The organism is Cytobacillus oceanisediminis (genome assembly GCF_007830235.1).
Lineage (GTDB): Bacteria > Bacillota > Bacilli > Bacillales > Cytobacillaceae > Cytobacillus > Cytobacillus oceanisediminis.
In genome coordinates, this window is sequence record NZ_VLKI01000020.1 from 35,594 (window position 1) to 50,429 (window position 14,836).

Annotated in this window: 14 protein-coding genes; 13 read left to right on the forward strand and 1 reads right to left on the reverse strand. The window is 42.7% G+C overall.

What is annotated here, in order from left to right:
• Positions 1 to 564 precede the first annotated feature (564 nt).
• Complete coding sequence (locus IQ19_RS22590; protein WP_144545336.1) at positions 565 to 1,833, reverse strand: replication-associated recombination protein A; 1,269 nt, start codon at positions 1,831 to 1,833, stop codon at positions 565 to 567.
• A 267-nt stretch (positions 1,834 to 2,100) separates the two neighbouring features.
• Here IQ19_RS22590 and IQ19_RS22595 point away from each other — a divergent pair, with 267 nt between their 5' ends.
• The 13 genes from IQ19_RS22595 to alaS all read left to right on the forward strand — a co-directional run bounded on the left by IQ19_RS22595 (position 2,101) and on the right by alaS (position 14,657).
• Positions 2,101 to 2,790, forward strand: a complete 690-nt coding sequence (locus IQ19_RS22595; RefSeq protein WP_144545338.1) for a YczE/YyaS/YitT family protein — start codon at positions 2,101 to 2,103, stop codon at positions 2,788 to 2,790.
• Positions 2,790 to 3,209: a cysteine metabolism transcriptional regulator CymR gene (gene cymR / locus IQ19_RS22600; RefSeq protein ID WP_144545340.1), complete on the forward strand. Its 420-nt coding sequence runs from the start codon at positions 2,790 to 2,792 to the stop codon at positions 3,207 to 3,209. The genes IQ19_RS22595 and cymR overlap by 1 nt, the downstream gene beginning before the upstream one ends.
• A 208-nt stretch (positions 3,210 to 3,417) precedes the next feature.
• Entirely contained in the window at positions 3,418 to 4,560 is a 1,143-nt protein-coding gene (locus IQ19_RS22605; RefSeq protein WP_144545342.1) for a cysteine desulfurase family protein, read from the forward strand.
• An 86-nt stretch (positions 4,561 to 4,646) separates the two neighbouring features.
• Complete coding sequence (gene mnmA, locus IQ19_RS22610; protein ID WP_144545344.1) at positions 4,647 to 5,762, forward strand: tRNA 2-thiouridine(34) synthase MnmA; 1,116 nt, start codon at positions 4,647 to 4,649, stop codon at positions 5,760 to 5,762.
• Between the two features lie 140 nt (positions 5,763 to 5,902).
• The gene (locus IQ19_RS22615) at positions 5,903 to 6,568 is read left to right on the forward strand and encodes a tetratricopeptide repeat protein (protein WP_144545346.1); all 666 of its coding nucleotides are present in this window, start codon (positions 5,903 to 5,905) and stop codon (positions 6,566 to 6,568) included.
• 31 nt (positions 6,569 to 6,599) lie between these two features.
• Positions 6,600 to 9,026 carry an SF1B family DNA helicase RecD2 gene (recD2, locus tag IQ19_RS22620; protein ID WP_144545348.1) on the forward strand — a complete coding sequence of 809 codons (2,427 nt, stop codon included), beginning with the start codon at positions 6,600 to 6,602 and terminating at the stop codon, positions 9,024 to 9,026.
• 61 nt (positions 9,027 to 9,087) lie between these two features.
• Complete coding sequence (locus tag IQ19_RS28190) at positions 9,088 to 9,252, forward strand: hypothetical protein (protein ID WP_199749531.1); 165 nt, start codon at positions 9,088 to 9,090, stop codon at positions 9,250 to 9,252.
• Positions 9,253 to 9,297: 45 nt separating this feature from the next.
• Positions 9,298 to 9,450, forward strand: coding sequence for a hypothetical protein (locus tag IQ19_RS28195; RefSeq protein WP_199749532.1), 153 nt, complete (start codon positions 9,298 to 9,300; stop codon positions 9,448 to 9,450).
• Between the two features lie 121 nt (positions 9,451 to 9,571).
• Positions 9,572 to 10,042 carry a PRC-barrel domain-containing protein gene (locus tag IQ19_RS22625; RefSeq protein WP_144545350.1) on the forward strand — a complete coding sequence of 157 codons (471 nt, stop codon included), beginning with the start codon at positions 9,572 to 9,574 and terminating at the stop codon, positions 10,040 to 10,042.
• A gap of 15 nt (positions 10,043 to 10,057) precedes the next feature.
• Positions 10,058 to 10,249 (forward strand): hypothetical protein, encoded by a 192-nt coding sequence (locus IQ19_RS22630; protein WP_110066068.1) that lies wholly within the window; start codon positions 10,058 to 10,060, stop codon positions 10,247 to 10,249.
• Positions 10,250 to 10,282: 33 nt separating this feature from the next.
• Positions 10,283 to 10,408 carry a YrzQ family protein gene (locus IQ19_RS22635; protein ID WP_258309595.1) on the forward strand — a complete coding sequence of 42 codons (126 nt, stop codon included), beginning with the start codon at positions 10,283 to 10,285 and terminating at the stop codon, positions 10,406 to 10,408.
• A gap of 126 nt (positions 10,409 to 10,534) precedes the next feature.
• Positions 10,535 to 11,617 carry an AI-2E family transporter gene (locus IQ19_RS22640; protein ID WP_144545351.1) on the forward strand — a complete coding sequence of 361 codons (1,083 nt, stop codon included), beginning with the start codon at positions 10,535 to 10,537 and terminating at the stop codon, positions 11,615 to 11,617.
• A gap of 406 nt (positions 11,618 to 12,023) precedes the next feature.
• A complete protein-coding gene (gene alaS / locus IQ19_RS22645; protein WP_144545353.1) occupies positions 12,024 to 14,657 on the forward strand; it encodes an alanine--tRNA ligase in 2,634 nt (877 codons plus the stop codon).
• The last annotated feature ends 179 nt before the right edge of the window (positions 14,658 to 14,836 follow it).

Sequence of the window (14,836 nt, forward strand, 5' to 3'; positions counted from 1 at the left end):
ATTTGGACCTATGGAGAGGCAGGTATGTGATGCTAGCAAAAGTCCATGACTGGATAAAACGTTTTTTTGGTTAAGTTGATGATATATGTAGAGATTTGATGAAATATTGGCGGAAGTTGATGATAAGTTTCATTAACTACAAGAAATGAGTTTTCAATCAAAGCTTTTTTATACCCTTTCCCATTTACTTGCTTGAAAGATTACTTAATGTGACCTATCTGCATTTCAATCAATTCTTTTTAAGTAAAAACCAATTTTATCAGGAAAATGATATATACATACAAAAAAGAGTCTGGCGTCTGCCAGACTCTTTTTAAGATTTGGCTGTGTTAAAGCTAAATCTTAATTTTAGCACCCTGTTGATTGGAGCGGAAGGTGCGAGATCCTTGAAAATGCATCCGCATTTCCTTCGTGCGGTGTTTATTCAAGGATGCTTATTCAAAGTCCAGCGGGTGTGCGGATCAAAGGGAGACCCCGCAGGCGCATGTCGCCGAGGAGGCTCCCGGATCGCCCGCGATTCGCTAAGTACCTGGAGCGGAAATCAACAGGCAAGTTTAACAGAACCTAAGATTTTAAAAGCTTGTCATATACTGCAGCTAAAGCCTGTTCAAATTTTCCTGTTTTCTTAGGCTGGTAGTATACTTTGTTTTTAATTTTGTCAGGCAGGTACTGCTGCTTGACCCAGCCAGTTTCGTAATCATGCGGGTATAGATAATCAATGCCTCTTCCAAGTTCTTTTGCGCCTTTATAGTGTGCATCCTTAAGGTGGTCAGGGACTTCACCGCTTTTGCCTGCCCGAATGTCGGCAATGGCTGCATCCAATGCTTTATAGGCAGAATTGGATTTAGGGGAAAGGCAAAGTTCTATCACAGCATTGGCGAGCGGAATTCTAGCTTCCGGAAATCCGATCCTTTCCGCTGTTTCAATGGCGGCTAGGGTCCTGGCTCCAGCTTGCGGTGAGGCGAGTCCAATATCTTCATAGGCAATGACAAGCAGGCGTCTGCCGATGCTCTGGAGGTCGCCTGCTTCAATTAATCTTCCTAGATAATGCAAGGCTGCATTAACATCGCTTCCCCTGATGGATTTTTGGAAACCGGATAATACATCATAATGGGCATCTCCATCTTTATCATGGGTGAAGCTTTTACGCTGAATGCACTCTTCAGCAATAGACAGATCAATTCTTATAATGCCGTCCTCATCAGCTTTTGTAGACATAACAGCAAGTTCCAAAGCATTTAGCGAGCTTCTGACATCGCCATTGGATGAAGTTGCAAGATGGGTTAAAGCTTCGTCGGTTACCTCGGTATCTTTATCGCCAAGACCTCGCTCTTTATCCTTTAATGCTCTCGTCAGCGCTTCTTTTATATTTTCAACTGATAACGGCTTCAGTTCAAAAATTTGGCATCTGCTTCTTATCGCCGGATTTATGGCATGATATGGATTGCTTGTAGTGGCTCCAATTAACGTAATGCTTCCGTTTTCGAGATAGGGAAGCAGGAAATCCTGTTTTCCTTTATCCAGCCTATGGACTTCATCCAGCAAAAGAATAACCTTGCCCGACATTTTTGCCTCAGCTGCAACAACCTCCATATCCTTTTTATTGTTGGTAACAGCATTTAATGTACGGAAAGCATATTTTGTACTTCCGGCTATGGCGCTCGCAATGGAAGTTTTTCCAATTCCAGGCGGTCCATATAGGATCATGGAGGACAGCTGTTTGGCCTGTACCATTCGATATATGATTTTCCCTTCAGAAACAAGATGCTCCTGACCAATGATTTCCTCAATCGTTCTCGGCCGCATGCGAAATGCGAGAGGCTTAATGCTCAATGTAATCACTCCAACCTTTAACAGGCTTTTAACCTATTCATTCTTTAATACTCCGCAAAAATAGCTCGTGAGCTCTTTCGCTTTATAATTTAAGATACCATAATACATCTCACTGCAAAATGAATATAGACTTAGGGGAGGAACTGCCCGGTCAGTGCGCTCCCGCCCCTTTTCCTCCTAAAATATGCTATAATGTCAAAAGTCTATAATATTACTAAGGATTCTTAAAAATTTTTATATGCATGTCTGGCGGGGAGCGTAAGGTACATGATTCTGAAAAATAAAGGGCAGATTGGCCCAAGGTTTTTGGTGTATTTAATCGGGCTGCTCGTCATGAGCCTTGGGATTGTTTTATTAATTATGGCTGATATAGGGGCAACTCCCTGGGATGTACTCCATGTCGGATTGTACTACCAGCTTGGACTGACAATAGGAAGCTGGTCAATCGTTGTAGGGATCTTGATTTTAACGATTGCCGCACTCATTTCAAAAGAATTTCCACAGGTCGGAGCTTTTTTGAATATGGTGCTCATAGGGCTATTCATTGACTTATATTTACTTTTGCCATTTATGCAGACACCGAATGCACTGGGCGGTAAGATAGCCATGTTTTCATTCGGAATTGTCACATACTGTTATGGAATGGGTCTGTATATCTCAGCACAGCTGGGTGCAGGCCCACGGGATAGCCTGATGATTGCCCTAACCGCAAAGACCGGCTGGAAGGTCAGGAATGTGAGAGCCTTAATGGAGGTTATCGTTTTGGCCATTGGATGGCAGCTTGGCGGGCCTGTTTTTTGGGGCACTGTTGTGCTCAGTTTGTTGGTTGGCCCGACTGTTGGGGTTGCTTTGCCGCAGTGCCAAGCTTTAACCGACCGATTTTTGGCAAAGCTTAAAGATGATAAGGAAATATATTTAAATCGAATGTTGAAAGAAAAGAATAGAGGTGCCAGCTGATGAAAATATCCACTAAAGGCCGTTATGGCTTAACCATTATGATTGAATTAGCAAAAAAACATGGAGAGGGTCCTACCTCCTTGAAATCTATTGCCCAAACAAATGACTTGTCGGAGCATTACCTTGAGCAGCTCATTGCTCCGCTTCGAAACGCCGGGCTTGTGAAAAGTATCCGTGGTGCATATGGAGGCTATATTTTGGGGAATGACCCAACAAAAATAACAGCGGGTGACATTATCAGGGTTCTGGAAGGGCCGATCAGTCCGGTAGAAGGCATTGAAGATGAAGAGCCTGCAAAGAGAGAGCTTTGGATGCGCATTCGCGATGCAGTTAAAGATGTGCTCGATAACACGACTCTTGAAGATCTTGCGAGCCATACAGACACAGGCGAATCGGATGCTTATATGTTTTATATTTAGGCTAGGTTAATGCTTATTGCTGATTTTGGCACCATGCTGATTGGAGCGGAAATCCACAGGCAGGTGTAACAGAGCTTATTTTAATAAAATCAAAGCAAAACAGCCAGGTTGGCCAGCATCTTAAAGAATTCGGCTGATGAGGAGAATAATTCCTATTTTTATAGGAAAAATGCAAGTAGCAGGACGAAAAAAAAGTAGGTGAAATAGATTGGAACGAATTTACCTTGACCATGCAGCAACATCTCCCATGCACCCGGGAGTGATAGACCGGATGACAGTGGTGATGAAATCCGAGTTCGGAAATCCGTCAAGCATCCACTTTTTTGGACGGAGTGCACGCCATATCATTGATGAGGCACGTGCAGACTTAGCCAAAAGCATAGGTGCAAAGTCTAATGAAATTATTTTTACGAGCGGGGGAACGGAAGCCGATAATCATGCTATTTTCGGAGTAGCGGAATCGTACCGGCAAAAAGGGAAGCATATCATCACAACCCAAATTGAACACCATGCAGTTTTGCATGCATGCGAGCAGCTTGAGAAGCAAGGCTATGAAGTAACGTATTTGCCTGTTGATCAAGATGGGCGTGTTGCTGCAGAGGATGTTTCCAAAGCTTTAAGGAATGATACTATACTTGTGACGATCATGTTTGGGAATAATGAGGTTGGCACGATCCAGCCAATTAAGGAAATTGGAGAATTGCTGGTGGGCCATCCTGCAAAATTCCATACGGATGCAGTGCAGGCTTATGGTCTTGAAAGAATTGATGTCAATGAATTGAAAATTGATTTGCTTTCTGTCTCCGCACATAAAATTAATGGGCCAAAAGGAATCGGCTTTTTGTATGCCCATCCGGATGTGAAACTTTCTTCCCGGCTGTTTGGAGGAGAACAGGAGAGAAAGCGCCGGGCAGGGACAGAAAATGTTCCTTCGATTGCAGGCTTCCAGGAAGCGGTACAAATTTCCCAGCAGGAAATGGATTCCAAACGGGAAGAATACAAAGCTTTTAAAATGTTATTTTTGAATAAGCTTAAACAGGAAGAAGTGGAATTTGAGCAAAACGGATCGCTTGATTATTCTCTGTCCCATGTTCTAAACTTAAGCTTTCCCGGAACAAACGTGGAAGCTATGCTTGTAAATCTCGATTTGTCGGGAATAGCAGCATCAAGCGGATCTGCTTGTACAGCAGGATCCATAGATCCATCTCATGTGCTTGTAAGCATGTTTGGAAAAGGATCAGAGAAGCTGCAAAATTCTATCCGTTTTAGCTTTGGCCTTTTTAACACAAGGGAGCAAGTCGGCAGAGCAGCTGAAGATACAGCCAAAATCGTAAAGCGGCTGGCTAAATAGATGAAAGAGTTGAGAAAAACAAATGCATGGCATTTATTGATCTGGTCCATGCATGTTCTTTCTTAAGGAATTGAGGTGAAATATAGATGCAAAAAGAACCGAAGGATACACGAGTCGTTGTTGGAATGTCCGGGGGCGTTGATTCTTCTGTTGCAGCCCTTCTGTTAAAGGAGCAAGGGTATGATGTAATAGGCATTTTTATGAAAAACTGGGATGATACCGACGAAAACGGCGTTTGTACAGCCACAGAAGATTATAACGATGTAATCCGGGTTTGTAACCAAATTGGCATTCCTTATTATGCAGTTAATTTTGAAAAGCAATATTGGGATAAGGTGTTTACATATTTCCTTGAGGAATATAAAGCAGGAAGGACGCCGAACCCTGATGTTATGTGCAATAAGGAAATTAAGTTTAAGGCATTCCTTGAGCATGCCATGAACCTTGGAGCTGATTATTTGGCTACAGGGCATTATGCCCGTGTAGAATTCAGGGACGGTGAGTATAAGATGCTGAGAGGCCTTGACGAAAACAAAGACCAAACCTATTTCCTGAATCAGTTAACACAGGAACAGCTTGAGAAAGTTATGTTTCCAATTGGCGATATTGAAAAATCAAAAGTACGCGAATTGGCAAAGGAAGCCGGTTTGGCAACGGCAACCAAAAAAGATAGTACAGGTATCTGTTTTATCGGCGAGCGCAATTTCAAGGAGTTTCTAGGAAATTACTTGCCTGCGCAGCCCGGAAATATGGAGACGATGGACGGAGAAGTTGTCGGCAAGCATGATGGCCTGATGTATTATACAATCGGGCAGCGCCACGGCCTTGGCATCGGCGGGGCAGGTGAGCCATGGTTCGCAATCGGGAAAGATTTGAAGCGCAATGTTCTTTATGTGGGACAAGGCTTCCATAACGAAAAGCTTTATTCTGATTCCATTATTGCTGTTAATAATAGCTGGGTATCAAATGATGAAAACCCGCAAGCCTTTGAATGCACAGCGAAGTTTAGATACCGCCAGGATGATAGCAAGGTAAAAGTTGAAGTCCTGGAAGGCGGCAAGGTTAGAGTGATTTTTGAAGAGCCAATCAGAGCCGTAACTCCTGGACAGGCTGTTGTCTTCTATAACGGCGACGAGTGCCTTGGAGGCGGTACAATTGACGAAATATATAAGGATGGAAAACGGCTGAATTATGATGGGTAAGCAATGCTTGCTGAGAAAGCTGTAAACGGTTAAATGCCCCGATTCTTTTTCACAGAGTCGGGGTTTAATTTTGGTATACTCCGCTTGTAAAAGAGCAGTCAAAAATATGCTATACTTTCATTTGAATGGAGTGATTAATCATGGATAAAAACCAAATCGGTATTCAATATATGCAAGAAGGAAAATGGGAGGAAGCAGCGAAGACTTTTATGGAAGCGATCGAGGAAAATCCTTCGGATCCGGTCTCGTATATTAATTTTGGAAACGTGCTATCCGCTGTAGGAGAGAATGAAAAGGCCCTGAAGTTTTATGAAAAAGCAATAGGCCTTGATGAAAATGCCGGGGCTGCTTATTATAGTGCAGGTAACCTATATTATGAAATGCAGCAATTTGACGAGGCAAAGAAAATGTTTGAAACAGCTATGAAAAAAGGGCTGGAAACTGGGGATAACTTTTTCATGCTCGGTATGGCGCTTGCAGCACTTGACCAGGGAAAACTGGCTTTGCCCTATTTGCAGCGAAGTGCAGAATTGAATGAAAACGATGCGGAAGCCCATTTTCAATATGGCTTATGCCTCGCGCAATTAAATTATATTGATGAAGCCATTAAGCAAATGAAAAAGTGCATTGAAATAGAGCCAGAACATGCAGACGCCTTTTATAACCTGGGTGTAGCATATGGTTTTAAGGAACAGGAAGAAGAAGCGCTTGCCTACTTCAATAAGGCACTTGAGATTCAGCCTGACCATGTTTTGGCTGGTTATGGGAAAAAGCTTATTGAAAAGGGCGATACCAAATCGAAATAAGATAGATTTGCTTAAGGGGAGGGGACAAAAGATGGAAAAACAGGACTCCATGGATCTTTTTGCCGAACAGGGAAAATTTATAAAAGGCAGACATCTTGTCACCATATTTCATAATGAGCAAAATTTATATACGGTTTTGCGAATTCGGGTTGATGAAACAAATGATTCGTATGAGGAAAAAGAGGCGGTTATTACCGGCTATCTTCCAAAGATGCATGAGCATGAAACCTATATTTTCTACGGTGAATTCAAAGATCATCCAAAATTCGGCGTCCAATTTCACGCAAGCCATTACCGGAAAGACCTTCCCCAAACAAAACAGGGTGTGGCCAATTATTTATCAAGCGAACTATTTAAAGGAATCGGAAAGAAAACAGCAGAGCAAATCGTTGAGACACTTGGAGAAGATGCCATTTCCCGGATCCTAAACCAGCCTTCCCTTCTTGATCAGGTTCCCAAGCTAGCACCTGATAAAGCTAAATTGCTTTACGAGACGCTTATGGAGCATCAAGGCCTTGAACAGGCCATGATTGCACTAAATCAATATGGATTCGGCCCTCAGCTATCTATGCGGATTTATCAAGTTTATAAAGAATCAACGATTGAAGTTGTACAAAACAATCCATATAGACTTGTAGAGGATATTGAAGGTGTCGGGTTTGGGCGGGCGGATGAACTCGGCTATCAGCTGGGCATTTCGGGCAGCCACCCTGACCGGATTAAAGCAGCTTGTCTGTACATACTTGAAATGGAAAGCATGCAAGCAGGCCATGTTTTTGTGGAAGCAAAGGTTCTGCTGCAAAGCGTGAAAAAACTGCTGGAAGATAATAAGCGGGACTCGATTGAATATAGAGAAATTTCCAATGAATTGATTAAGCTTGAAGAAGAAGGAAAAATAATGGCTGAAGGGCAAAAATTATATCTTCCTTCCCTTTATTTTTCGGAGAAAGGCCTCGTAACAAATATTAAACGAATCCTTAAGCAAACACAGTATGATGAACAGTTTCCGGAGTCGGAGTTTCTGCTGGCCTTAGGCAATCTGGAAGAGCGTCTAGGCGTCCAATATGCACCGACCCAAAAAGAAGCGATCCAAACAGCCTTAATGTCCCCAATGCTGATTCTTACTGGCGGGCCAGGTACTGGAAAAACAACGGTCATCAAAGGGATTGTTGAACTTTATGCTGAATTGCATGGCTGTTCCCTCGAGCCGAAGGATTATAAAAAGGAAGAGCCATTCCCTTTCCTGCTGGCTGCCCCCACTGGCCGGGCCGCAAAACGAATGTCAGAGTCTACGGGTCTGCCTGCTGTAACAATTCACCGGCTGCTGGGCTGGAATGGGACAGAAGGTTTCGACCGCCATGAAGAAAGCCCTTTGGAAGGCAAGATATTAATTATTGATGAAACTTCAATGGTCGATGTATGGCTCGCCAATCAGCTTTTCAAAGCTTTGCCTGAAAATATGCAGGTGATCCTGGTAGGCGATGAAGATCAGCTTCCTTCAGTTGGACCTGGCCAGGTGTTGAAAGACCTCCTCCGCTCAGAACGTATTCCAACCGTCTGTTTAACCGATATTTACCGCCAGGCGGAAGGCTCTTCAATCATCGAGCTTGCCCATGAAATGAAAAAAGGCAAGCTGCCTGTGAATATTTCCGCACAGCAGGCTGACCGTTCATTTATTAGATGCCACCCGGGCCAAATTGCGGATGTTGTTGAAAAGGTCGTTATAAATGCCAAGAAAAAAGGCTATTCATCAAGGGATATACAAGTGCTTGCCCCTATGTATAGAGGGCCTGCAGGCATTGATAAACTCAATGAAATATTGCAGGAGATCCTTAATCCCAATCCGGATGGAACGAGGAAGGAGCTTGCTTTTGGCGATGTCAAATACCGCATTGGCGATAAAGTTCTTCAGCTCGTTAACCAGCCGGAGAATAACGTCTTCAATGGAGATATGGGGGAAATTGTTTCAATCTTTTATGCAAAAGAAAATACGGAAAAACAGGATATGGTTGTTGTTTCCTTTGATGGTGCAGAAGCTACATACTCCAGGCAGGATTTGAACCAAATCACACATGCATACTGCTGCTCTGTTCATAAATCCCAGGGTAGTGAATTCCCGATTGTTATTCTGCCGGTTGTTAAAAGTTATTATCGGATGCTGAGAAGAAACCTGCTCTATACCGCAATCACCCGCAGCAAGCAATTTTTAATTCTATGCGGTGAAGAGGAAGCATTAAAAATTGGTGTTGAGCGGGCAGAAGAACAAGCACGCCTAACAACTCTTTCTGAGAAGCTTAGAGAAGCAATCCCAGCAGAGGGTGAGTTTCAAAAGGATGAAGTCGGGGATACTTCATTAGAGGAAACACTCACACTCGAAAAAAGACTGCTTCAAACCGACCCGATGATCGGAATGGGAAATATAACACCGTATGATTTTATGGAAACAGAATATAGCTAAAAAGGAACAGTCTAAATATAGGCTGTTCTTTTTTATATACCATCAGTTGGAGGGATCAGTTATGGGCAAATGGAATGAAGAAGCAGCACCAAATAATAATATGGCATCGGAAGAACTGGAAGCATCCCATCTTGTTTCGAATTCTAGGCAGGCAAAAATAAACGAGAAAAACCATCCTTCGGGCGGGGAAGCAAAAGTGAGCCCAGGCAATAGAAGAACAGTTTAGTTCTGTACTTTAACAATAGAAACCAAAAAAGGAGAAATGATTTTTGTGGAAAAGAAAAAAAGAAGCTCGCTTCTTAATCTCCATGGAGTAAAGCGGTATAATCAGCCGAAACAGCAGGAATATGAGTTTTCCGAAGAACTTTCGGACGGAGGAGAACGGAACGATCGATTTAACAAACCCAGATATAATGGCCGCTAAAAACCTATGAAGCCTGAGTCACATGGCCCAAAAAACTTATTGGCTCTTATGGCAATGGTTTTCCGTTATGTTTTTTAAAGGACAGTGAAAACTATAAATGTTCGGGAAGGTGGGACATTCCTTGCGGACATTTTCTTTATTAAAAGGGCTGCCTGTTTTTGACGTGAAAACAGGAAATAAGATAGGCGAAGTTTGTGATTTATCCATTTCATGCAGTGGGCAAGTAAAGGGTATACTGCTGCGAAAGGGCGCTCTGTTGAAAAAAAACTATCTGATTGGGATCAAGGACGTAACCTCATTTGGCTGGGATGGCGTGATGATTGAAGACTCCTCTGTTCTCAGGGCAATTCCCAAAATTGAAGAATATACCTTTGAAAGCCATAACCGTTTAACAGGAAAAATGATGATGAGCAGAGAAGGAGAACGGCTTGGATTACTGGAGGATGTATATTTTATGGAAGAATTGGGGACGATTGTAGGGTATGAACTGTCGGATGGCTTCTTTTCAGATGTGCTGGAAGGAAAACGTGTTATAAAAACCGATGAACCCCCTGCAATTGGAAAGGATGCCATCATTGTAAATGTAAAATAGTGAGGTGTCTTTTCCATGCTAAAATGTCCAAATTGCCAAAGCAAGGATATCGGGAAAATCGGTATTAACCAATTCTATTGCTGGAATTGCTTTATTGAACTTTCTTTGTCTAAAGGAGTCATCAATACCCATCAGGTTGAGGAAGACGGAACACTTAGCTCCCTTGATGATTTGTTTGAAGAAAATGAGCGCCGGTATCTTTCGTGAATCTGGACGAAAGAGGTGAGACGATTGAACAGAATGTTAACCTCTGCAATGTTAATAGGTGCAGGCATGGCTGCTTATAATTATGCTCAAAAAAATAACCTGATGTCAGGGCGGCAGATGAAACGAATGCAAAAAAGAATAACGAGAGCCCTATTCTAAACTGAATTTGAATTTAGGCTGGTCCGCCGGAAACGAGGGCCAGCTTTTTTGGTTTTTAGCTTTGGGCAGTCCTCATGCATAATTCCCCAAGAAGCTCTCACAATAAAAACAAGGAGGCGGACCCTATTGGATATTCGATTGAAATGGTTTTACCGGCTTGGATTTCTGCTTCTCTTGCTTATTGTCATATTTGTTTTTTTAAAGCTTCAGGCTTTATGGATGCCTGTTCTGAACATCCTTTTGTCGGTTATTATCCCTTTTATCATTGCAGCTTTTATTACATATCTTTTGCATCCTGTAGTGGAGAAACTTCATGAAACAGGTCTCCATAGAGGTATAGCCGTTTTTATTATTTACTTTTTGTTTTTTGGGGGTGCGGGCTTTTCTTTATATAAAGGAATACCAGCATTTATCCATCAATTAAGGGATCTTGCAGAAAATGCTCCCCAGTTTGCGAATCAATACCGGGGATGGATCGATGTCATACAGGAAAAGACTTCAACCTGGCCGGATGGTATTCAATCCCGGATTGATGATGGGATTTTTGCAGTGGAGGGGGCATTGGATAAACTGCTTTCAAGGGTTATCAATTCTTTGCTTAATATATTAAATTATGCTGTGATTATTGCTGTAATTCCCTTTATCTCTTTTTACCTGCTGAAGGATTTTACGATTATGAAGAAGGCGGCCTGGTATTTGACGCCAAGGAGATGGAGAAAGGAAGGGGTATTATTCTTGAGGGATATTGATAAGTCCCTTGGAAGTTATATCAGGGGGCAGCTCTTGGTATGTGCAGCAATAGGAACGATTTCTTCCCTGCTTTTTTGGGTTTTTGGCATGCGTTATCCGCTCCTGCTCGGCTTAATTATTGGGGTAACCAATATTATCCCATATTTCGGACCTATTATTGGAGCAATACCGGCTGTCATCATCGCTTCGACACTTTCTGTTAAAATGATTGTGATTACTGTGGGAATTATTATTGTCCTGCAATTTCTTGAAGGAAATATACTATCGCCATTAATCGTGGGCAAGAGCCTTCATATGCATCCGCTTTTGATCATGCTGGCTTTGCTGGCGGGGGGAGAGGCAGGAGGGATATTGGGGCTGATCATTGCCGTTCCGATTTTGGCTGTCTTGAAAGTGAGCCTCATACATGCCAGAAAACATTTTTCCAAGAGGTCAGAACCAAATATGACAGGATCTTAATGGCTGTATTGACAAGGTTCCTGTAAAGTCGCTATAATGCGTCTATAAAGTTATTTTATTATTGAAAACGTGTAGACGGAATAAGTATGTTATAGACCATCTGCGTGGATGCGAATAAGTTTTAGCATTCACAAAAGAGAGGGAGTTCCCAGGCTGAAAGAATTCCCAGATGAAGGATAACAGAAAGCTAATCCCGAGTGCAGTTAATACCTGCCGTTTATCCGCGTTAAGGATCTGAGAGATGGAACAGAAGCACAAAGCGTGCAGGGCACAAGCGCTCTTTTCCATAATCAGGGTGGTACCGCGAGCAAGCTCTCGTCCCTGTCCAGGGATTAGGGCTTTTTTTGTTGCCTTTTTTTAAGGCATGTGCAAAAACCAGTACATAATATTTAGGAGGATGGATGATATGAAACAATTATCAGGTGCAGAAATACGCCGAATGTTTTTAGACTTTTTCAAGGAGAAAGGCCATGCTGTTGAACCCAGCGCATCACTTGTTCCGCATGATGACCCTTCCCTGCTTTGGATTAACAGTGGGGTAGCTACCCTTAAAAAGTATTTTGACGGGCGTGTTATTCCTGAAAATCCAAGGATTACAAATGCGCAAAAGTCAATCCGTACAAACGATATTGAGAATGTCGGCAAGACAGCTAGACACCATACTTTCTTTGAAATGCTCGGGAATTTCTCGATTGGCGACTATTTTAAAGAGGAAGCAATCATTTGGGCATGGGAGTTCCTGACGGATAAAAATTGGATTGGATTTGATGAAGAAAAACTATCTGTCACGATTCACCCGGAAGATGATGAAGCCTTTAAAATATGGCAGGAAAAGGTTGGAGTGCCAGAAGAGAGAATTATCCGCCTGGAAGGCAACTTTTGGGATATCGGTGAAGGCCCAAGCGGTCCAAATACAGAAATTTTCTATGATCGCGGACCTGAATACGGAGATAACCCTGAGGACCCCGAATTATATCCTGGCGGGGAAAATGAACGCTATTTAGAGGTCTGGAACCTTGTATTTTCGGAATTTAACCATAATCCTGATGGTACCTATACACCTCTTCCAAAGAAAAATATTGATACAGGCATGGGGCTTGAACGTATGGCATCAGTTGTTCAAAATGTGCCAACTAACTTTGATACAGACTTATTTATGCCGATTATCCGCGGAACAGAGGAAATCTCCGGCAAGAAATATGGTGCAGGGAAAGAAACAGATGTTGCATTTAAAGTAATTGCCGACCATATCCGTACGGTAGCATTTGCAGTCGGAGACGGTGCACTGCCTTCAAACGAAGGGCGCGGGTATGTATTGCGGAGACTGCTGCGCCGGGCAGTACGTTATGCAAAGCAAATAAATATTAATGAACCATTCATGTTTGAGCTCGTTCCTGTAGTAGGTGAAATCATGCAGGACTACTATCCGGAAGTAAAAGAAAAAACAGAGTTCATCCAGAAGGTAATCAAGAACGAAGAAGAGCGTTTCCATGAAACACTTCACGAAGGATTAGCCATTCTTTCATCTGTTATAAAGAAAGAGAAGGAGAAAGGAAACGACACGATCCAAGGTGAAGATGTTTTCCGCCTCTATGATACTTACGGATTCCCGGTTGAACTGACAGAGGAATATGCAGAGGAAGAAGGCATGCAGGTCGACCATGAAGGTTTTGAAAAGGAAATGGAAAGACAGCGTGAACGCGCGCGTTCTGCACGGCAGGATGTAGATTCCATGCAAGTTCAAGGCGGCGTATTAGGAGAACTGAAAACGGACAGTAAGTTTGTAGGATATGACAAGCTTCAAACAGAAGCCAAAGTGGCAGCCATTGTTGTTGATGGCCAATTAATTGAAGAAGCACAGACAGGAGAGGAAGTTCAGCTGATTCTTGACGTAACGCCATTTTACGCAGAGAGCGGCGGACAGATTGCCGACCAGGGAACGCTTGAAGCAGAGGGTCTAAGAGTTGCCATAAAGGATGTTCAAAAAGCTCCAAACGGCCAAAATCTGCATAGGGCAGTAGTTCAAGAAGGTACCTTAAAAACTTTTGCATCCGTGTATGCTTCCGTTAATGAGCAAATACGCTCTAAGGTAATTAAGAATCATACAGCTACACATTTGCTACATCAGGCTTTAAAGGATGTATTGGGCAGCCATGTAAACCAGGCAGGTTCACTAGTTGGTCCGGACCGCCTGCGCTTTGACTTCTCTCATTTCGGACAAATTACGGCACAAGAACTTGAAAAGATTGAAGCAATCGTTAATGAGCAAATTTGGCAAAGCCTTAATGTTGATATAGCTTACAAAGGGATCGAAGAAGCAAAGGCAATGGGAGCTATGGCTCTATTCGGTGAGAAGTACGGAAAAATTGTCCGTGTTGTACAGGTAGGAGATTACAGCCTTGAGCTTTGCGGAGGATGCCATGTTCCTACTACAGCGGCTATCGGATTGTTTAAGATTCAATCAGAAAGCGGAATTGGGGCAGGGACACGAAGAATTGAGGCAGTAACAGGTGAAAATGCATACAAGCTGATGAACGACCAGATCAATATTTTGAAAGATGCATCTGGCAAACTTAAATTAAATCCAAAAGATTTGTCTTCTAGAATTGACTTATTGCTGGGAGAAATTAAACAGCTTCAGCGCGAGAACGAATCATTAGCAGCAAAATTGGGTAATATTGAAGCAGGAAGCCTTGTATCTAAAGCAAGGGAAATCAATGGCGTAACTGTTCTTGCTGAAAAAGTGCAGGCCGTGGATATGAACAGTCTTCGAAATATGGCTGATGATTTAAAACAAAAACTGGGATCAGCGGTAGTTGTATTGGGCACCGTAAATGAGGGCAAAGTTAATATTATTGCAGGAGTAACAGAGGACCTGATTAAGAAAGGTTTCCATGCCGGCAAAGCGGTTAAAGAAGTGGCTTCCCGATGTGGCGGAGGTGGCGGAGGCCGTCCTGATATGGCTCAAGCTGGCGGCAAAGATCCTGAAAAACTCGAAAGTGCACTGCAATTTGTAGAAGAATGGGTTAAATCCATTTGATATCCCGGAAAAGTAGTGTAAAATGTAGGTAACCAAGAGAGATTGTTCAAAATCAGGAAATGACAGCTTGTTCTTCACTATGTTTTCCTGTCCGGAACAAAATCATTAATGATCGCTCTGTATTTTCAAGCGGCTTCAACAGGCCAAACCGTTATGAAGAGGCATGGATATTTAATAGC